Origin of the sequence: Streptomyces sp. NPDC059828 (assembly GCF_042731955.1) — a bacterium.
Classification (GTDB): Bacteria; Actinomycetota; Actinomycetes; order Streptomycetales; family Streptomycetaceae; genus Streptomyces.
This window is the reverse complement of sequence record NZ_JBHWIW010000012.1, coordinates 106,178-125,626: the sequence shown is the minus strand read 5'-3', so window position 1 is coordinate 125,626 and position 19,449 is coordinate 106,178. Positions and strand designations below refer to the sequence as shown.

Genomic DNA, 19,449 nt, shown 5'->3' with positions numbered 1-19,449 from the left:
GCCTGAGCAGCGCCTAAGCCGACCCGCTGGGGGACACGGCAGCGTCCAGCGCCTCGATGGCCTCGGCGAGGCTGAGCCGCGCCCCCGCCGCCTGCTCGGCCGCGAACGCCTCGCCGCCGAGACTCGCCCGCGCCCGGCACTCGACAGCGGCCGTCATCCGGAGTTCGTAAACCGCGCGGGGACACTCGCCCCGCCAGGCACCGGCCGCCGCGACGAGCCGCACCGCGAGCCGGTCCTCACCGAGCAGCGGCAGCACCGTCGCGGCGCTCTCCGCGAGATGGGCGACGACGAGCTCCGCGCACTGGGCGTCCCGGCCCTTGCGCAGGGCCCCGGCAAGCCCCCGCGCTCCGGCGCCGACGCCGTCCGCCCGGCGCTCCTGAACGAGGACGCGCGCATCGAGCGCGTCGAGGACGGCCGCGAACTGCGGGGGAGGTGTGCCCCTTGCGCACGCTCCCTGTGCCGCGTTCACGTGTTCCCGGGCCTGGTCGATCTCGCCGCGGTCCAGGGCGATCATCGCGCGCATGAAGTCGATGTACCCCAGGGCGTCCTGCACGTTGTGGCGCACGGCTTCGTCCACGGCCGTGTCCAGACCCTTCTCCGCAGCGTCCGTGTTTCCCGTGCGGAGATCCAGATCGGCGAGCCGCGCGAGCAGAAACGGTGCCTCCGCATGGGCGCCGACCTCACGGGCGAGTTCGAGCGCCTCGGTGAAGGCGGCCCGCGCGTCCTCGTACCTGCCGCGCATCATGCTCGTCTCGGCGACGGCGCTCGCCACCTGGGCACGGATCCAGCGGTCCCCGACCCTGCGGCTGATCGCCCGCAGCTCGGCAAGGTCGTCGTCGATGGAGGCGAAGCCCCCGCGGTGGTCGATGGCCAGGTGGGTACGGAACATCAGGATGACAGCGGTCTCCCATTCCCCGCCATGGCGTCGGCAGTTGAGGATCGCCGCGTCGAGGATCGGCAGGATGCCGTCGGGCCCGTCGATGAGATAGCCGAGGAAGGGCCACATCAGACCGGGGAGTCGGGCGGCCACAGGACCACCGTCGGCGAAGGCACGCCGCAGTCGGCGCATGATGCGCTGGGCCTCCGCGTCTTCGCGGACGTCGTCCTCCGAGCGCTCGTCGAAGCCCAGGAAGAGGTGGAGCATGTGCAGCTCCATGCGGGGCCAGTAGCGGGGGTCGCCGGGATCGTCGGGATCACCGTCCGGGCCGGGGTTGAGGGCGATCGTGCGTGCGACCCAGGCGCGTCCTTCGGGACGGTAGTTGCGCAGCCACCAGAACCAGCCCATCGCCATGACGAGACGGATCGCGTACGGCTCGTCTCCGCCGTCACCGTCACCGTTCCCGTCTCCGCCTCCGTCCCCGTCCCCGTCCCCGGTGGCGCGGTGGAGTGCGGCACGGATGTTGTCGAGATCGCTCTCCAACCGGCGGATCCACGGGAGCTGCCGTGCCGACCTCAGTTCCGGGGCGGCCCGCTCGGCCAGCGCCGTGAAGTGGGCGGTGTGGGCGCGTTCGGCCGCCACGCGCAGTTCCGCCGTCTCGGCGGCGCGCTCGACGGCGTACTCGTGGATGGTCTCCAGCAGCCGGAAGCGCATCTGGCCGGTGCCGTCGGGGGCCACCGTGACCAGGGACTTGTCCACCAGGGCGCCGAGCAGCGCCGGGGCGTCCGGGGTTCCCGTGACCGCCTCGGCGGCGGCCAGGTCCCAGCCACCGGCGAACACGGACACCTGGCGCAGCACCGTGCGCTCGGTCTCGTCCAGCAGCTCCCAGGACCAGTCGACCACGGCGCGCAGGGTCTGCTGGCGGGGCATGACCGTCCGGCTGCCGCTGGTCAGCAGCCGGAAGCGGTCGTCGAGGCGGTCGGCGATCTGGCGCGGTGTGAGCAGCCGCAGCCGGGCGGCGGCCAGTTCGACGGCCAGCGGCAGTCCGTCGAGACGGCGGCAGATCTCACCGGCCGCCGCCGGGTCGTCCTGCACGCGGAAGCGGGGGTTGGCGGCGGTGCCGCGGTCGGCGAGCAGGTGGAGGGCCGAGGTGTGGGACAGCGAGTCCACCGGGCGTACGGTCTCGCCCGGGACGCCCAACGGCTCACGGCTGGTGGCGAGGATACGCAGCCGGGGACAGTGGGTGAGCAGGGTCTCGGCGAGTGCCGCGGCGGCGCCGATCACGTGTTCGCAGTTGTCGAGGATGAGCAGCAGGCTGCGGTGCGCGAGGTGTTCGACGAGCTGGGCGGCGGGGTCGTCGTGGGGCGCCTGCCCCTCCCGGGTGATCAGGTTGGTCTCGCGCAGGCCCAGGGCGGAGAGCACGGCTCCGGGTACGGCGGACGGGTGGTCCAGCGGGGCGAGTTCGGCGAGCCAGGCGGGGGCGGCCGGGCCGTCGGCCGGGGCGGCGGCCTCCTCGGCGAGACGGGTCTTGCCCGCGCCTCCGGGACCGACGAGGGTGACGAGACGTGACCGGGTCAGCTCGGCGCGGATCGCCGCGAGCTCGGCCTCACGACCGACGAAGGAAGTGAGCCGGGGGCGGAGGTTGCCTCTGGCTTCCGGCTCCGGAACAGCGGCTGGTACCGCCTGCACCCCTTCCAGCAGCTGCTCGTACAGTGCAGCCAGCTCCGGACCCGGGTCCGTGCCGAGGCCGTCGGCCAGGGTGCGACGGGCGTCCTCGTACGCGGCGAGGGCGTCGGCATGCCGGCCGTCGGCCCGCAGGGCGCGAATGAGCTGGGCGCGGAGGGTCTCGTCGTAGGGATGCGCCGAGGTCAGTTCCTCGAGCTCGGGGACGAGGCCTCTGGTGTTCCCGCACCGCAGATCGGCCTCGACGCGGTGCCGTACGGCGGCGAGCCGCTGAGCCTCGGGGCGCACGCCCGGGTTCTCACCGGGCAGGTCCGCGAGTGCGGGGCCCCGCCACAGGGCGAGGGCTTCGCGGAACGCGGCGGCTGCGGCGGCGGGTTCGCCCGCGTCGAGCCGCGCGGTGCCGGTGCGCACGAGGCGCTCGAACACGAACAGGTCGATGTCGCCGGGAGCCGCGGCGAGGCGGTAGCCGCCCGGGGTCGACTCCACGGCGTCCTTGCCGAGGACTCGCCTCAGCCGTCCGACGAGTGCTTGCAGGGCGGCGGGGGCGTCGTGCGGCGGGTCCCCCCGCCCATCCTCGTCCCACACGTCCCCGACGAGCTCCCGCACGGAAGCGACCCGGCCGCCCCGCAACGCGAGCGCCGCGAGCAGCGCGCGGAGCCTGGGGCCGCCGAGAGGGAGGGGGTGACCATGGGTGTCACGGGCTTCGGTGACGCCGAGGATGAGATACCGCACGGAGCCATTCTCCCGAAGGGGGTGCGGGGGTACCTCACCTTTTCCCCGCACCGGAGTGGTCGTGGGTCCCCCGCGGCACGGGGACGTCGAAGATCCGGTCCCCGCGGTGCGGGCGCTCCGACGCGCCCCGCCCTACGCCCGGAGGCTTCGCACCACCGCTCCGACCGCCCTCCTCCGGGGCCCCTCCGTGTCCGTCCAGCAGGTGCCGCGGCGGGCCAGCAGACGGCGCAGCCACAGCTCGGTGGAGACCAGGTCGGCGAGGCCGTCCAGGGGGACCGGCTCACCCTCGGATGCCGCGCGCAGCGCTTTGCGGACCACGCGTGCCTCGACCAGGCCCGCGTCGGCGAGGAGCGGGGTGTCGAAGAGCGCGAGCAGTTCGGGCAGGGCGAGCCGCAGGCCGGTACGCGTGGCGGCGGTCGCCGCCGCCTGGGACGGAGCGCCCCAGCCGGGAGGCAGGTCGTGGATGCCCGCACCCGCGAGGACGGACCGCAGCACCGCCGCCCGGGCGCCGGGCTGGACCCGCAGTGCCTCGGGCAGATCGCGGGCCGCCCGGACCACCTGATTGTCCAGAAAGGGCGCGTGCAGCCGCTGGCTTCGTACCTCCGCTGCCTGTTCCAGCACCCGGTGGTCCATCGCGTGGCGGGCCAGGGCCGCCCGGGCCCGCGCCTCGCCCGGCCGCTGCACCAGGGTCGCGCGGGTCGCCGCCGCCTGGAGGCGAACCGATACTTCGGCGAGCGCCTCCCCGGTGAGCCAGCGAGCCGCAGGCCCGGGCCGTGACCAGGCGAGCGCGGCCAGCGACGCGCCCAGCGGTCCGTTCACCAGGGGTGTCGCGGCCCGGTTCGCCGTGGGCAGGTGCGCCGCGGCGGACTCAAGCCCGGCCCTGTAGGGCGTACGGGCCAGCCGCCTGGCCGCGCGGTAGACGGTGAGCGGCACCAGCAGCGCCCCGCCTGGCGTCCCCTGGGCCCGGGCCAGTGCCGAGACGGGCTTGAGGAGCGGTCTGCGCCGGCGGTCCATCAGGAGGTCGGCGAGCCGTGCCGGGTGGGCGTCCAGGACCTGACGCGCTCCGAAGCCCGTGAACTGGTCGGCGCTGCCCGCTCCGAGCCGTCGGCGGTGCCGTTCCGCCAGTACCAGGGACGGTCCCGGCTCGTCGGTGAGCGGCCCGGACTCCAGGTCGGCGTAGGGCAGCGCTTCCACTCCCGCGGCGACGACGACATGGTGCAGCCGGGGGTTCTCCGCGAGCAGCCTGGCCCGTTCCAGCTCGGCCTCCTGACCGTCCCCGGCGGCCAGGTCGTTGAAGGTGACGGCGAGCAGCCGCTCGCCCGATCCGGTGCCGTGACCCAGTACCGTGCCGGGCACTCCGGGCAGCCCTGCCGCGAGCAGGGCCAGGGTCGCCGAAGCGCTGCCGCCCGACAGGTCCGCTCCTATCCCGGGTACGGGTGCACCGCGGGCCGCGCGCCGTTCGGCCGGGCCCATGCCGGGAACGGGGCCGGGGTCGGGCGGCAGGGTCATCGGGGCGTGCCGGGGGGCGGTGAGCCTGGCCCGTACGGCGTCCACGAGGGCGTCCCGCATTCCGTCCATGGCACGGCCGGCCTCGAGTTGGGGCGCGGCGATGGCGAGCGAGGCGACCGGTTCGTAACCGGTGATCTCGCGGGAGCCCTCCCTGAGGATCAGCGCGTGGCCGGGCGGGACGCGCTTCACCCCCGCGTAGGGGGTGGAGTCGCGCAGCGCCTCGGGGGTCTCGGGGCAGGCGAGCAGTGCGGCGAGATAGCCGATGTCGAGCTGGGCCTCGATCAGATCCGCGAGGGGCAGTCCCGCGGTGGCGTAGGCGGTACCGCTTGCCCAGGGTGTGTAGAACACGGGCCGTGCGCCGGCCAGATCACTCGCAAGGGTGATACGCCGGCCGACCTGCACCACCGCGGTGTAGCTGCCGGGCCATGAGGTGAGGTGCCGCAGCGCCCCGCCCCGGGCCGCGAGGAGCCCCACCCGGAGCTCTTCGTCGCTGGCGCCGCAGCAGCCGAACACGGCGAGGCGGTTGCCGTCCGCGGTGACCACGCGCACCTCGTCGGGCCGCCAGTCGCCGACGGCCCAGAGGGGATCGGGGTCACCCCACAGCAGCTGTGCGCCTACGGGGTGGACGGTGCGGTGCCCGTCACCATGGTGTCCACCGGGGTCTGCCGTACCGAGCGCACCGAATCTCGCGGCGATACTGCTCCAGCCGACCAGCCACCGCATCGCGCCTCCACAGCCTGTGGACCACCGTCACGCTCGGCAAACGCCGATACACGCGGACACACATCGATGAGGACATGCTGCCACGACGAACGGCGCACAGGAGGGGCTCCGGGTCGCGTACGCAAAAAGTGAACGCGCCCCCGGCATAGGCATCGTGGACGGCGAGCCGGAGGGGCGGCATTCGGCCAATCTCCGAACACGCGGAAACCGAACGCCAGTCCGGGGGTATGGGGTTGGTACGCACGGTCCGGGAGACGTCCTCCGCCTCCCGGACCGGTCCGCCGCCCGCGGGGAATTGAAGCGGCGGTGTCCCCCAGCCCACTGGATCCCTGTGCCAGTGGGCCGACCCACGCAGGACTCATCGAAGCGCCAGGGCCACGCCCGGACGAGAGCGCACGGACGGGCGCACGGCCACACGGCGGGAGCACGGTGCGGCGGACTCGTATGCCCACGCCCGGCCGCGGACCTGAACCGAAGCTGAACCCGAACCCACAATAATCTCGCCATACGGGACACCACCTCTTAACGGTCGGGATCCGGCGAACTACGCTGTGTGGCACTGCTGTTCTCCGCAGGGGTGCATATTCCACCGGTGGATGCCGTACCTCTGGGGGAGAGCGCGGTACGCATGCCGTGCGCGCCCGGCCGGGTGCCACCGGCGGCCGTCTGTGTGTCGAGGGGTGGCGCATGTCCAGGGAGCAACGCGGGCCGAATGACAAGCTCGGCACCGTTCTCGCCCTCGCGGGAATCAGCAACGCGGGCCTCGCCCGGCGCGTCAACGACCTCGGTGCGCAGCGCGGACTGACGCTGCGATACGACAAGACGTCGGTGGCCAGGTGGGTGTCGAAGGGCATGGTGCCCCAGGGCGCCGCGCCCCATCTCATCGCCGCCGCCATCGGACAGAAGCTGGGCCGCCCGGTTCCGCTGCACGAGATCGGCCTCGCCGACGCCGACCCGGCCCCCGAGGTCGGACTCGCCTTCCCACGTGACGTCGGCGAGGCGGTGAAGACGGCCACCGAGCTGTACCGGCTCGACCTGGCCGGACGGCGGGCGGGCGGTGGCGGGATCTGGCAGTCGCTGGCCGGATCGTTCGCGGTGAGCGCGTACGCCACCCCCGCCTCCCGCTGGCTGATCACCCCCGCCGATCCCTCGGTCGAGCGGGATGTGGGACGCACACGGGACGGGGAGCGCGCCGCCGGCGGTGGCCCGCAGGCCGGGCTGCCGGAGGGCACGGGCCCGGCCGAAGACGGCCTCGACGGCAGCGACGGAAGTGAGGGCCATGTACGGGTCGGCCACGCCGATGTCGCCAAGCTTCGCGAAGCCGCGGAGGACGCACGCCGCTGGGACTCCAAGTACGGCGGCGGGGACTGGCGTTCGTCGATGGTCCCCGAATGCCTGCGGGTCGACGCCGCACCGCTGCTGCTGGGCTCGTACTCGGACGAGGTCGGCCGGGCCCTTTTCGGGGCGACCGCCGAGCTGACCCGGCTGGCCGGCTGGATGGCCTTCGACACGGGGCAGCAGGAAGCGGCGCAGCGCTACTACATCCAGGCACTGCGTCTGGCCAGAGCCGCCGCGGACGTGCCGCTCGGCGGGTATGTGCTGGCGTCGATGTCCCTCCAGGCGACCTACCGGGGCTTCGCCGACGAAGGCGTCGACCTGGCGCAGGCGGCGGTGGAGCGCAACCGCGGCCTTGCCACCGCGCGGACGATGAGCTTCTTCCGGCTGGTGGAGGCCCGGGCGCACGCCAAGGCGAGTGACGCGACGGCAGCCGGTGCCGCCCTGAAGGCGGCGGAGAGCTGGCTGGAGCGCGCCCGCCCGGGTGACGCGGACCCGTCATGGCTCGGCTTCTATTCCTACGACCGCTTCGCCGCCGACGCCGCCGAGTGCTACCGCGATCTGAAGGCGCCCCGCCAGGTACGCCGTTTCACCGAGCAGGCGCTGTCCCGGCCCACGGACGAGTTCGTACGGTCGCACGGACTGCGGCTGGTGGTGAGCGCCGTCGCCGAGCTGGAGTCGGGCAATCTGGACGCGGCGTGCGCGGCGGGGACCCGGGCCGTGGAGGTCGCGGGGCGTATCTCCTCGGCGCGGACGACCGAGTACGTGAGGGATCTGCTGCACCGGCTGGAGCCGTACGGCGACGAGCCGCGCGTCGCGGAGCTGAGGGAACGGGCACGGCCGCTGTTGATGGCACCGGCGTAAGCGCCCGCCCCCACGTGATCAACAGCACCCCGCCCGGACCTCCGACCCGGTTTGACGCCGATGTCAGTGGGCCAAGGCATCATCTGGGTGGAGGTGTGGGATGACTGCGGCGTACGAACACGACTACGGCTATGACTCCGACTACGACTGTGACGTTCTGGTGGTCGGTGGCGGGATCGTCGGTCTCTCGACGGCGTACGCCCTGGCGCGCTCGGCGCCCGGCACCTCGGTGACCGTGCTGGAGAAGGAGTCCGGCCCCGCCCGGCACCAGACAGGGCGCAACAGCGGGGTGATCCACAGCGGTATCTACTACCGGCCCGGATCACTCAAGGCCCGCTTCGCCGTCCGGGGGGCGGCGGAGATGGTGAAGTTCTGCGCGGAGTACGGGATCCCGCACGAGGTCACCGGCAAGCTGATCGTCGCCACGGACCGCGACGAGCTGCCCCGGCTGCACGCCCTGGTCCAGCGCGGCAGGGAGAACGGGATCCCGGTGCACGAGCTCGGCCCCGCGCAGATGGCGGAGTACGAGCCCGAGGTGCGCGGGGTCGCGGCGATCCATGTCGGCACGACGGGCGTGTGCGACTTCGGCGCGGTCGCCGCGCAGCTCGCCGAGGTGGCGGGCGCGTCAGGCACGCGGATCCACTACGGCGAGGAGGTCCAGGCCGTCGACCGGCGGCCGTGGGGCGTGGCCGTGCGCACCTCGACCGGGCGGATCGTCCGGTCGAAGGTGCTGGTGAACACGGCGGGGCTGCACTGCGACGAGGTAGCCCGGCTGGCCGGCGACGACCCGGGGATGCGGATCGTGCCCTTCCGCGGTGAGTACTACGAGCTGACCCGACCCGAACTGGTGCGCGGGCTGGTGTATCCGGTGCCGGACCCGGCCTTCCCCTTCCTCGGGGTCCATCTCACCCGGGGCATCGACGGCGGCGTGCACGTCGGGCCGAACGCGGTGCCGGCGCTGGCTCGCGAGGGATACGACTGGGGCACGGTCCGTCCGCGTGAGCTCGCCGCCACGATCGGCTGGCCCGGCTCCTGGCGGATAGCCCGCCGCCACTGGCGCTATGGCGCGGGCGAGCTGCACCGCTCGCTGTCGAAGCGCGCCTTCGCGGAGGCCGTCGGGCGACTGCTTCCCGCGGTGACCCAGGATGATCTGCGGCCCGTCGCCGCGGGCGTGCGAGCTCAGGCGGTGCTGCGGGACGGCACCCTGGTGGACGACTTCCTCATCCGGCAGGGCCCGCGCACGGTGCACATCCTGAACGCCCCGTCCCCGGCGGCGACGGCGTCGCTGCCGATCGGCCGCGAGGTGGCGCGCCGGGCGCTGGCGCTGCTGCCCTGAGACTCCGGGTCTCCACGACGGCCACCCGCGCGGTGCCCGCCCCGCAGAGTCACGTACACCTCAGACGGCCGTATACCGGACAGCCGTACAATCGGGGCATTGTGTCTGAGCTCGAGAACGTCACCACGCAGAGTGCCCCCGCGCCGGCCGGGGCACGTATCGTCGCGCCCCGCCCCAAGGGCGAACCGCGGTTTCCGGGCGGCCCGGCCGCGGATCCGGCCGGTTCGCACCACGAGCGGCGGATCCGCAGCTTCCAGCCGCGCCGCAGCCGGGTGACCACGGGCCAGGGCGACGCGCTGCGGAGGCTGTGGCCCTCCTGGGGACTGGACATCGACGGGCTGCGGAGCCTCGACCTCGGAGAGATGTTCGACGGCCTGCCGGTCGTCCTGGAGATCGGATTCGGGATGGGCGAGGCGACCGCGCAGATGGCGGCTGCCGACCCCGGCACCGGCATCCTCGCCGTCGATGTGCACACCCCGGGGCAGGGGAATCTGCTCGGTCTCGCCGAGCGCGCGGGCCTGACCAATGTCCGTGTGGCCAATGGCGATGCGATCATCCTGCTGCGCGAGATGCTCGCCCCCGACGCTCTCGACGGGCTGCGGGTCTACTTCCCCGACCCCTGGCCCAAGAAGCGCCACCACAAGCGACGGCTGATCCAGCCGGACTTCCTGACGCTCGCCGCCACCCGGCTGAAGCCCGGCGCGGTGCTGCACTGCGCCACGGACTGGGAGCCGTACGCCGAGCAGATGCTCGAGGTCCTCTCGGCCCACCCCGGCTTCGAGAACACCGAGGACGACGGCGGCTATGCTCCCCGGCCCGCCTTCCGGCCGCTGACCCGGTTCGAAGGCCAGGGCCTCGAGAAGGGGCATGTGGTCCACGACCTGCTGTTCCGCCGCAAGGCCGGGTAGTTCGGGGTCACGTACCTACCGGCCCGCACGAGCCCGCCAAGGCCGGTGGCATGCGCCCGCAAACCGGTGGAACGTCCCCGCGCCAACGTGCGCGGTAACACGTCCGGATTGCCGGATAACGCATCGCGGCTGTCAGTGGTGGTCGTTAGGGTCGTCTGGTGTCCGACCGGAGCAGGCAGCCGTACCCCACGGCGCCCCACCCCGCCATCCCGGCGTGCGACGAGCAGCTGCTCTTCGACGCCGTGCCGGAGCCTGCGCGCTGGCGCTACAAACCGCGCCGGGCCTTCTGGCGCAGCGCGGCGGTGCGCGCCTGGACCGTGATCACCCTGCTCGCGCTGTGCGGGCTGGTCATCCTGGCACTGGTGCGCGAGCAGACCGGCACCGAAGGCTTCCTGGTGGGCCTCGCCCTTGCCCTGCTGCCGGTGCCGCTGCTGATGGCGGCCTTCCGCTGGCTGGACCGTGTCGAGCCGGGACCGTGGCGGAATCTCCTCTTCGCCTTCGCCTGGGGAGCCTGCGCCGCCGCGCTCATCGCGATCATCGCCAATTCCTTCGCGACCCAGTGGATAGCGACCGCCACGGCCGATCCGACATCGGCGGACACGATCGGCGCCACGATCATCGCGCCCGTCGTGGAGGAAACCGCCAAGGCAGCATCCGTGCTGCTCATCTTCCTGTTCCGCAGAAAGGACTTCACGGGAGTCGTCGACGGGGTCGTCGTGGCCGGGTTCACCGCGACCGGCTTCGCCTTCACCGAGAACGTCCTCTATCTCGGCAACGCCTTCCTGGAGGACCAGGAATTCGGCCGCTCGGGCTTCTCGTCCGGCACAGCGGCGACGTTCGTCGTACGGATCGTGATGTCGCCGTTCGCCCATCCGCTCTTCACCGTGCTGACCGGTATCGGCTTCGGTGCGGCCGCGCTCACGGCCCGGCGCCGGAAGCTGCACAGGGCCGGGCTACCGCTGCTGGGCCTGACCCTGGCGATCGGCATGCACGCGCTGTGGAACGGCTCGGCGGTGTTCGGCCCCTGGGGCTTCTACCTCGTGTACGGAGCCGTCATGGTGCCGGCCTTCGCACTGCTCACCTGGCTCGCGGTCTGGAGCAGGCAGCGCGAGCTGCGCACGATCGCGTCCCAGCTCCCCGCGTACGCGGCGGCGGGCTGGCTCTCCCCCGTCGAGCCGCTCGCCCTGTCCTCGATGCGGGCGCGCACGCTGGCCCGCGACACGGCGGCGCGCATCCACGGGAGCGCTGCGGCCCGTGCCGTTTCCGAGTACGAGACGTTCGCGACCTCGCTGGCCTTTCTGCGGTACCAGGCGCACCGGGGCACGGCAGGGCCGGACTTCATCGCGCGCGAGCAGGAGCTGCTGCATCACCTCTGGCAGCGCAAGCATGTCGCGACACCGGCCCTGACCTATGCGGCGAGGGCGACGGGGCGCGCCCGGATACCTCCGCCGCACCGGGACTACGAGGACTACAACCCCTACCGGCACTAGGCCGTGTCCGGGCGGACAGCCCTTGGCGACTCGGGGTCAGACGGTCAGGCCCTTGTCCCGCAGCCAGGCGGCCGGATCCACACCTTCGCCGGACGGGGTGTGCACCTCCAGGTGCAGATGCGGCCCGGTGACATTGCCGGTCGCACCGACGCGTCCGATGGTGTCGCCGGTGCCGACCTCCTGGCCCGCGCCGACGGTCATCGACGACAGATGGCAGTACCAGACCTCGGAGCCGTCCTCGAGCTCCAGCACCACGCGGTAGCCGTACGCGCCCGACCAGCCCGCGGACTTGACGGTCCCTCCGTGCACGGCCTTGGCCGGGGTGCCGGTGGGGGCCGCGAAGTCGAGACCGGTGTGGTGGCCGGACGACCACATGGAGCCGGCCTCGCCGAAGGTGGAGGTGAGGGTGTACGAGGACGTGGGCAGCGAGTAGCTCGCGGCGAGCTTGGCGAGCCGGGCGGCCTCAGCGGCCTCCTCCGCCTCGCGCTGGACCTCGGCGGCCTTGGCCTCCGCCTCCGACTGCTGCTTCTTCGCCTCGGCCGCGGCGTTCTCCGCGGCGGTCTTCTCGGCAGCCGCTCGCGTCTCCGCCTCGACCTTGGCCTGCTGCTGCTCGGCCTGCTGGAGGATCCGGGCGCGCAGCGCCTCGCCCGCGGTGCCCTGCTGGGTGCCGACCGGCTCTGCGGTGTCGGTGGTGGTGGCGAGGGACATGGCGGTGAGCGGTGCGCCTGCCGCGCTGTCCGTGCCCTGTTCGTCGGAGCCGTCGTCCGAAATCAGGGAGCCCACGCCGGGCAGGGACTCGGCATCCGGGAGGTTGTCCGTGATGGTGTCGGGCAGCGAGATGGAGACGGCCGGCTTGTCCTGCGCGGTGGCGATGCCGCCCGCGCCGACGGCTGCGATCACGCCGACACCGAGAACGGTGGAGCTCCGGGCGAGGCCGCCCCGCTGCTTGACGACACGGTGCCTGCCGCGAACCGGACGGACGGACTCCTCCGTCGGGTTCCACTCCTCCGCCCCGTCGGAAGCGATCCATTCGGCGGACGGGGCCCACTCGGTGGTGGGAATCCCCTGGAGGGCAGGCTCGTTGGACGCCACGGAGGCGTGCTCCTTTCCTTCCTTCTCGCCTACCGGGTTAGCTGACGGGTTCGGAGCAGGAAGGTCTCCTACGGGCACACGAAGTGTCCGATTCACCCCAAGTGGTGGTTCCCCGGTTCCCTTGCGGGATTCGGCGCGTGCGCACGGTGCCGTCTCTTGCGACGACTGGGACAACCGCGCTGCGTTATCGAACGTTAATAGACGCCGAGGCTCTATTCCAAGCCGTTCCACTTGATCATTAACGATTTTCGGCCTGGACCAACCGCCCATTAGCTGGGTGAATCGGGCGAGTTGACCGCCTCTCACGCCACATTGTTCACCGTTGAATATCTGACGACTCATCATGCGGTGCAGGCCGAGGAAGCCTCAGGGCCTCAGGACACCACCGGCATCGTCCTGCGCCGCACCGGCTGCCGCACACCCGGCCTGCCGACCGCCAGCAGTGCCATGTCGTCCGTGAGCCCGCCACCCGTGTGTCGACGTACATCGGCGACGACCGCGTCCAGCAGGTCCTCGGGCCCGGGAAAGAGACGGCCCCCGAGCCGCGCCCGCGGATCGTAGAAGGTCCCGTGGTGATCGCGGGCCTCGGACAGTCCGTCCGTATAGAGGAGCAGCGTCGCCCCAGGCGGAAACGGGGCCTCGTCCGCACGGTCGGGCCAGTGGGCAAGATCCCCCATACCCAGCGGCAGCGCGTCCTGACTCGGCTCCAGCATGTCGAGCACGCCGTCCGCGTACAGCACGATGGGCGGCGGATGGCCCCGGTTGACGATCCGGACGCAACTACCGTCGTGCGGGATCTCCGCCAGGACCGCCGTGGTGAAGCCCTCGACCTCGTCGAGTCCGTGCGCCCGCGAGTGCTCCCGGGCCAGCGCCCGTTCCAGACGCTGCGCGATCCTCTCCAGCGAGGACTCCTCATCCGCCACCTCACGGAACGCCCCGAGCAGCACCGCCACCGTCGCGACCGCGTCCAGACCCTTGCCCCGGACGTCCCCGACCACCAGACGGACACCGAACGCGGTGTCCTGGACTGCGTACAGATCCCCGCCGATGAACGCGTCCGCCTGCGCCGCCTCGTACCGCGCGGCCACTTGCAGCCCCCCGATCCGTTCGGCGGGCTCGGGCAGCACAGCGAGCTGGGCCGCCTCGGCGATGACTCGGGCGGAGGCGAGCCGCTCACCGCTGCGGCGGAGTACCCGGTTGATGTAGAGGGCGACGATCGACACCGTGAGCACGGTCAGGACCTCGGTGGCCGGCGGCACCTGGCCCACCGTGCCGTTGTAGATGTTCAGCCCGAGCACGGTCAGCACACTGGCGACCATGGCGATCACGGTGCCGCGCCAGGTGTAGAAGGGGGCGGCGAGCAGCGGAGCGGCGGCGAAGAGCGGCGAGGCGCGGTAGGTCTCCGGGGTGAACAGGTCGAAGACCACACCGGCCATGATCATCAGCCAGGGCAGCAGCAGCACGAGAACACGGCCGCCGGTGTTGCGCCGGAAGCCTTCGTCGTCGCCGTACTGTGCCAAGACTGCTCTCCTGCCCGCTCCGCCCACGGCCGCGGACGGAGCCGCGTCCCACCAGGCTGGCCGCAGGCGCGCCCGGAGGCGAGTCGCCGTCGGCCAACCGGACTACGGCGCGGGGGAAGGGCGTGGTCACCGGGTGATGGTCACCAGGGGGCCCTCCTGGTGACCGTACCGCAGGGGCGGTACCTACGCGGGTCGGCTGAGCGGTCTCAGTCGTCGCTGAGATGGCGCTCCGCGTACACCTTCATCGCGTCACGCACGAACTCCGCCGTGCCCTCCGCGTGGCGGTCGTAGTTCTTCGCGAAGCGCGGATCGGCGACGTACATCTCGCCGAGCCCGATGACGTACGACTTCGTCGGGGTGACCGTCACCGACAGCCACTCGACGTGGCGCCTCGCGATCGCCTGCGCCTCCTCGCCGTCCACGGCGAGCCCACGCTCGCGGGCCCGCGCGAAGTCACGGGCGATCGCGACCTGACGGCCCTGGAAGTCCTTCTTCTCCTGGTCGCTCAGTGAGCGCCACCAACCGTCCCCCTTCTCATAGGCGTCCCGGCCCCAGCGCTCGGTCACCTCCTGCTCGTACTGGGTGTGATCGAAGCCGTCGAAGACTTCTTCGGCCATGAGTGCTTCTCCCTTCTCCGTGCGGTCGAGAGTGGTCCGCACCGAGGAAATCTGCCGAGCGATACGCTCCTGCTCCTGCTCCAGCAGTCGCAGATGCGTACGCAGTGCGGCAGCCGTGTCCCGCTGCCCCGCCAGGACGTCCGCGATCGCAGGCAGCCCGAGGCCGAGCTCGCGCAGCAGCAGGATCCGCTGGAGTACGACCAAGGCGTCCTGGTCGTAATAGCGGTAGCCGTTGCCACCGATACGGCTCGGCACCAGCAGGCCCAGCTCTCCGTAGTGCCGGAGGGTGCGGCTCGTGGTGCCCGCCTTCTTCGCGATGTCCTGGATCGACCACTCCATGACCTTCACGGTAGAAGTTGACGCTACGTAAAGGTCAAGCGCGTCTCGCGAAGGCCGAGCGTGAACCGCGGCGCATGTGCGGGGGCATCCCGTCAACCGCATGTACTGAGGGCCCGGATCCAGCTGATGCTGGATCCGGGCCCTCAGTTTGAGTAGCGGGGACAGGATTTGAACCTGCGACCTCTGGGTTATGAGCCCAGCGAGCTACCGAGCTGCTCCACCCCGCGTCGGTGAACACCACTCTACGCTACGCGGAGCAAGATCCACACCAGTTTCCCGTCCGACCCGGGGGCGGGCCGGAATCCGTACGGCAGACGACCCCCCGCACCCGGGCGGCAGCCGTCCCACCACCCCGGGTTTTCCGCTGACCAGCGGCTGGACGGCTGAACGGACGCCTATTCGGCGACCTCTGTCCGCTCCCACCACTTGTACACGGTCAGCCGCCCTTCCGAGCTGTCCTCGTGGCGCGTGGTGGCCTTGAAGTGCTCGTAGCCGCCGTGGTGCGGAATCTTCAGTTCCTGTCCTGGCGGCGTGATCGGGACGATCTTCCCCTGCAGATCGTCCGGTCCGCCTTCCAGGCGTGCCTTGGTAGCCATATCTCCAGTCTTGCCACCGCGGGGACGACACGCACGTCCGGACTCGACCGCCGGGCTCTGGCGCGGGCCCGGGCGCGGCTCAGCCGCTGACGGCCCCGAGCGCGTCCAGGAAGCCGAAGAGGTTGCCCCGGGTGCGCTCGATCTGCTGTTCCACCGTGAGGGACTCCTTCAGACGACCACCGGGGGCCGGGACCTTGATCCCGCGTACATAGAGGGAGCAGGCCAGGTCGGTGCACATGTACACACCGGCCGAGTTGCCCTCCCGGCCTGCGGGCCCCGCCTTGCGGGCGGTCATCAGGGAGACGCCGTCTCCCGGGTGGGTGGTCAGGCAGAGGGAGCACATGCTGCGGTGCAGATAGCCGCGCTGCCGCGACGGAAAGCGCAGGGACACCCCGATGATCCGGTCGTCCCGCTCGGCGACGAGATAGCTGCGATCAGGCGCCGCGGGATCCCGCCAGCCGAGGAAGTCCAGGTCGCCCCAGGGGCGCACGTCGAGATCACGGGGCACGGCCAGGCGCTTGGCCTCACCCTTCGAGCAATTGACGAATGACGCTCGGATGTCCTGCTCAGTGAGTGCCTTCATGTCTGTGACGCTAGGCTTGCCTAGAGAGATTAGGCAAATAGTTAAATGCCCTAGGGAGATCGCGTATGGCCCGTGCCGGGCTCAACACCGAACGCGTCGTGGCGGCCGCCGCCGACCTCGCGGACGAGGCCGGATTCGACCACGTCACGATGTCCGCGCTGGCGCGCCGCCTCGGGGTGAAGGACGCCAGCCTCTACTCCCACCTCAGGAACGCGGCAGACCTGCGCATCCGGGTGGCCCTCATCGCCGCCCGCGACTTCGGCGACCACGTCACGACGGCGGTCGCGGGGCGGGCGGGCAAGGACGCCCTGACCGCGTTCGCCGCCGCGTACCGCTCCTTCGCCCTGAAGCACCCGGGCCGGTACGCGGCCACCCAGATGCCCCTCTCCCCGGAAGTCGTCGCCGTGTCCCCCGGGCATCTGCGGATGAGCGAGGCCACCTACGCCATGTTGCGCGCGTACCGCCTCCCGGAGCCCGATCTCACCGACGCCGTACGGCTGTTGCGCAGCACCTTCCACGGCTACAGCAGCATCGAGGCAAGCGGCGGCTTCCAGGCCGCCCGCGACGTCCGGGCGTCCTGGGACCGGAACATCGACGCGCTGCACTTCCTGCTGGAGCACTGGCCGCCGTCGGCCGCGCACGAGGCCGGCCGAGGCTGACCGCCGCCGTTCACGCCGCCTCCGCGGTCTCGCGCGTGCGGCAAGGTGAACCACCGAGCGCTGTGCCGCACCACTCCGCCCCGCACCGCCCGGTGTTCGCGGAAGTCCCGCCGGGAATGACGAAGCGCCCCGACCGGGTGAAACCGATCGAGGCGCTCCGCAACAGGTCGAAGGGGTTTCCCCGGCCTGCGGTCGGTAGGCCAGGTCGGCGAACGACGGGGAGGGCCGGCGATGCGGGTCGAATACGACGCCTCGGCGGATATGGCGTACATCTACCTCGTCGACAAGATCGGCCAGGGAGAGGCCGTACGGCAGGTACCCGCCGAGGACAACACGGCGATACTCGGCTACGACTCGGACGGACGGCTGCTGGGCATCGAACTGTTCAGCGCCAGACGCCGGCTGCACCCCAATCTGCTGGGCGCTGCCGAGACGGTCGACCGTGAGCCGAACCCGCCGAGCGCGTGACACCATCCGTTGGCTTTGTTCACGAGATTGGGCTCTGGCCCACTTCCTGTGGTGCGGTCACTCGCTGTCGGATCCGAAGCCGATTCCTGCGGCAGGTGTTTCCAGGCGATCCCGGTGTGCAGCACGAACAGGCGAGAAATACGCGGGTATCGGGATCAGCGACCGAGGAATGACCAGCGCCGTTTCCTACGCGGCGTAGGTTCCGGCTCGATCTCTCGCGGCGCGGGGGCGATCCGGTCCGGCTCCAGCCCCACCTTGTCGGGGCGCACAGACGCGGCCGGCGCGTTAGTGTCCGTCGCCGCTGACCTGCTCGGTCTCGGCCTGGTCGGTGCCACCGTGGTCCAAGACGTCCAGGACCAGACCGTGGCTGTGCCGGATACCGGGGCGGGCGACTGAACGAGCGGATACGGTTCCCCCATGACGAAAACTGCCCGGACCATGAAACGTACGGGAGCCCTCGTCGCGGCAGCCGCTGCGGCCGCGCTCGTCTTCCCCGCCCAGGCCCACGCCGCTGCCGTCGCCTGCGGCGGCGGGGTCTCGACGCAGAACATCGGCGCCCGGGGCTGTATCTCCGCCGAACGCTGGAAGGACGGGAAGATCTTCTGGCGCGACATCACCGCCCACGCCCTCATCACCAACTCCCGCTCCCACGCCTCATGGGTCGAGTACGAGGCGTACCTCCACGTGCAGGGGGACGGCGACGACTGGATGAAAATGGGCAGCGGCCGGACCATCGTGCAGCGGCGTTCCACGGTCGGCCCGATCGCCATCGCCACCTCCACCCGCATCTGTGGCCCGGTCAAAATCACGATCCGCGTCCACGTGAGGCCGGCGGGGGGCGCCTGGTCGAACTGGTCCAGCGCGGCGACCTCGCAGTGCCAGACCTGACGCTGCCAGACCTCGCGCACCGCAGCGCCCCCGCCTCCGCGACCAGGAGGACGGGGGCTCTCGTGTTTTCTGCGGGGGAATTATGCGGCCACGGGACGCCTGTGCAGCTCCTTCGCGCGCCTTCGCGGGCTCCCGTTTCAGACGCGCCTCGAACTCCTCGCGTGTCTCTACCCGCAGCCGGTCCGGGTACCGCTTCATCGGCACCTCCTACCCCAACGCCGCGAACCGCGCAGCGATGGCGTCACGGTCCATGTCGACCTCCCTCGGCGCCTGGGACAGGAACTCGTCGGCATACCAGCCGACCGGCGCCAGATGCAGCACCTCGTCCGCCCCCCCTTCTGATCGGTGGCAGCCGCGTTCGCCCGCGCCCGCGCATCCCTGCGTACTGCGCACACCTCGGCGACCGCCTCCGCGTCCTGTCCGATCCGCTGAGGCATCTGACGGTGGCGCTCCGCAGCGATGTCCTCCAGCCGTGCCGCATCAGAGAACCTTTGCCCCGCTGTAACGTGACGCGCGGTTCGGCTTCTGGTCCGTGGTTATGTGCGTGACTGCGGGCTCTGGCCCACTTCGTGCGGTCGTGTGACTCTCGGTCACGCCAGCAGGACTCGATTTTGCGGAGGAGTTCAAATCCTGCGCGGCCGAACATCTGACACTTGAGCATCTTGATCCGGTTGACATGGCCTTCCGCGACTCCGGAGTTCCAGGGAAGCGTGAGGCTGGCGATGACGGCGTCGAGGTCGCGTTAAAGGCGCTGGGCGAAGTGCCGGAGACCAGGCAGGTCGCCTGCCGGGCAGTGCTCAGGGCCTCGACCCGGATGACCGTGTCGGTCGCCTCAACCGACTCCACCAACACGCTCTCCAGTGAGGAGAACAGCACCTCTTCGAGCTGCGGCCGTACTTCGTTCACAGGCCAGCGCTGTCGGCCACGCAGCCCACCGGCCGGGCGTTTTTCGGGCTATCTCAGCCACCTTCACGAGAAGATCGACAGTCACGCTGCGTACGCGACCACACGAAGTGGGCCAGAGCCCGAGATTGCACAGCAGATGTCGACCACTTATGGAGGCACGGGAGTCTGGCGCCTGTTCGATTGCCAGACGGCTAGAAGAGGCTGGCCGAGGTGCCCCGCGTGAGGTTCTCGAGAATCGTGCGCAGCCACGGGCGGCGCACCGGGGGGAGCCGGACCAAGGTGTGCTGGGACGTATACCCGGCCGGTCGGGACAGGTAGGTGGGG

Annotated in this window: 15 protein-coding genes, 1 tRNA gene and 1 riboswitch; of the genes, 7 read left to right on the top strand and 9 right to left on the bottom strand. The window is 71.4% G+C overall.

What is annotated here, in order from left to right; translation table 11 throughout:
• Positions 1 to 13: 13 nt before the first annotated feature.
• Both ACFV6V_RS10710 and ACFV6V_RS10705 read right to left on the bottom strand, forming a co-directional pair.
• Positions 14 to 3,292, bottom strand: a complete 3,279-nt coding sequence (locus ACFV6V_RS10710) for an ATP-binding protein (protein ID WP_385562086.1) — start codon at positions 3,290 to 3,292, stop codon at positions 14 to 16.
• Positions 3,293 to 3,424: 132 nt separating this feature from the next.
• Positions 3,425 to 5,524 carry an asparagine synthase-related protein gene (locus ACFV6V_RS10705; RefSeq protein ID WP_385562083.1) on the bottom strand — a complete coding sequence of 700 codons (2,100 nt, stop codon included), beginning with the start codon at positions 5,522 to 5,524 and terminating at the stop codon, positions 3,425 to 3,427.
• A 687-nt stretch (positions 5,525 to 6,211) separates the two neighbouring features.
• Here ACFV6V_RS10705 and ACFV6V_RS10700 point away from each other — a divergent pair.
• The 4 genes from ACFV6V_RS10700 to ACFV6V_RS10685 all read left to right on the top strand — a co-directional run bounded on the left by ACFV6V_RS10700 (position 6,212) and on the right by ACFV6V_RS10685 (position 11,457).
• On the top strand, positions 6,212 to 7,723 hold the full coding sequence (locus ACFV6V_RS10700; RefSeq protein WP_385562081.1) for an MFS transporter: 1,512 nt from the start codon (positions 6,212 to 6,214) through the stop codon (positions 7,721 to 7,723).
• A 100-nt stretch (positions 7,724 to 7,823) separates the two neighbouring features.
• Positions 7,824 to 9,059 (top strand): L-2-hydroxyglutarate oxidase, encoded by a 1,236-nt coding sequence (lhgO, locus tag ACFV6V_RS10695; RefSeq protein ID WP_385562079.1) that lies wholly within the window; start codon positions 7,824 to 7,826, stop codon positions 9,057 to 9,059.
• A gap of 101 nt (positions 9,060 to 9,160) precedes the next feature.
• The gene (gene trmB / locus ACFV6V_RS10690) at positions 9,161 to 9,967 is read left to right on the top strand and encodes a tRNA (guanosine(46)-N7)-methyltransferase TrmB (protein WP_385562077.1); all 807 of its coding nucleotides are present in this window, start codon (positions 9,161 to 9,163) and stop codon (positions 9,965 to 9,967) included.
• 158 nt (positions 9,968 to 10,125) lie between these two features.
• Entirely contained in the window at positions 10,126 to 11,457 is a 1,332-nt protein-coding gene (locus ACFV6V_RS10685) for a PrsW family intramembrane metalloprotease (protein ID WP_385562074.1), read from the top strand.
• A gap of 36 nt (positions 11,458 to 11,493) precedes the next feature.
• On the opposite strand, the gene ACFV6V_RS10680 is transcribed toward ACFV6V_RS10685, so the two are convergent.
• The 6 genes from ACFV6V_RS10680 to ACFV6V_RS10655 all read right to left on the bottom strand — a co-directional run bounded on the left by ACFV6V_RS10680 (position 11,494) and on the right by ACFV6V_RS10655 (position 16,204).
• Positions 11,494 to 12,549, bottom strand: a complete 1,056-nt coding sequence (locus ACFV6V_RS10680; protein WP_385562072.1) for a M23 family metallopeptidase — start codon at positions 12,547 to 12,549, stop codon at positions 11,494 to 11,496.
• An 11-nt stretch (positions 12,550 to 12,560) separates the two neighbouring features.
• Positions 12,561 to 12,695, bottom strand: a riboswitch (cyclic di-AMP (ydaO/yuaA leader).
• A 228-nt stretch (positions 12,696 to 12,923) separates the two neighbouring features.
• Positions 12,924 to 14,069, bottom strand: coding sequence for a PP2C family protein-serine/threonine phosphatase (locus tag ACFV6V_RS10675; RefSeq protein ID WP_385562069.1), 1,146 nt, complete (start codon positions 14,067 to 14,069; stop codon positions 12,924 to 12,926).
• Positions 14,070 to 14,275: 206 nt separating this feature from the next.
• On the bottom strand, positions 14,276 to 15,025 hold the full coding sequence (locus ACFV6V_RS10670) for a MerR family transcriptional regulator (RefSeq protein WP_385562066.1): 750 nt from the start codon (positions 15,023 to 15,025) through the stop codon (positions 14,276 to 14,278).
• 153 nt (positions 15,026 to 15,178) lie between these two features.
• Positions 15,179 to 15,252, bottom strand: a tRNA-Met gene (locus ACFV6V_RS10665).
• Positions 15,253 to 15,420: 168 nt separating this feature from the next.
• Complete coding sequence (locus tag ACFV6V_RS10660; RefSeq protein ID WP_385562063.1) at positions 15,421 to 15,621, bottom strand: DUF5988 family protein; 201 nt, start codon at positions 15,619 to 15,621, stop codon at positions 15,421 to 15,423.
• A 79-nt stretch (positions 15,622 to 15,700) separates the two neighbouring features.
• Positions 15,701 to 16,204: an FBP domain-containing protein gene (locus ACFV6V_RS10655; RefSeq protein WP_385562060.1), complete on the bottom strand. Its 504-nt coding sequence runs from the start codon at positions 16,202 to 16,204 to the stop codon at positions 15,701 to 15,703.
• Between the two features lie 65 nt (positions 16,205 to 16,269).
• Here ACFV6V_RS10655 and ACFV6V_RS10650 point away from each other — a divergent pair, with 65 nt between their 5' ends.
• From ACFV6V_RS10650 to ACFV6V_RS10640, 3 genes are all read left to right on the top strand, one after another.
• Positions 16,270 to 16,863, top strand: a complete 594-nt coding sequence (locus ACFV6V_RS10650) for a TetR/AcrR family transcriptional regulator (protein ID WP_385562057.1) — start codon at positions 16,270 to 16,272, stop codon at positions 16,861 to 16,863.
• Between the two features lie 231 nt (positions 16,864 to 17,094).
• Positions 17,095 to 17,331 carry a DUF2283 domain-containing protein gene (locus tag ACFV6V_RS10645; RefSeq protein ID WP_385562054.1) on the top strand — a complete coding sequence of 79 codons (237 nt, stop codon included), beginning with the start codon at positions 17,095 to 17,097 and terminating at the stop codon, positions 17,329 to 17,331.
• A gap of 417 nt (positions 17,332 to 17,748) precedes the next feature.
• A complete protein-coding gene (locus ACFV6V_RS10640) occupies positions 17,749 to 18,219 on the top strand; it encodes a hypothetical protein (RefSeq protein WP_385562052.1) in 471 nt (156 codons plus the stop codon).
• A 207-nt stretch (positions 18,220 to 18,426) separates the two neighbouring features.
• On the opposite strand, the gene ACFV6V_RS10635 is transcribed toward ACFV6V_RS10640, so the two are convergent.
• The gene (locus tag ACFV6V_RS10635) at positions 18,427 to 18,612 is read right to left on the bottom strand and encodes a hypothetical protein (protein ID WP_385562049.1); all 186 of its coding nucleotides are present in this window, start codon (positions 18,610 to 18,612) and stop codon (positions 18,427 to 18,429) included.
• Positions 18,613 to 19,449 lie beyond the last annotated feature (837 nt).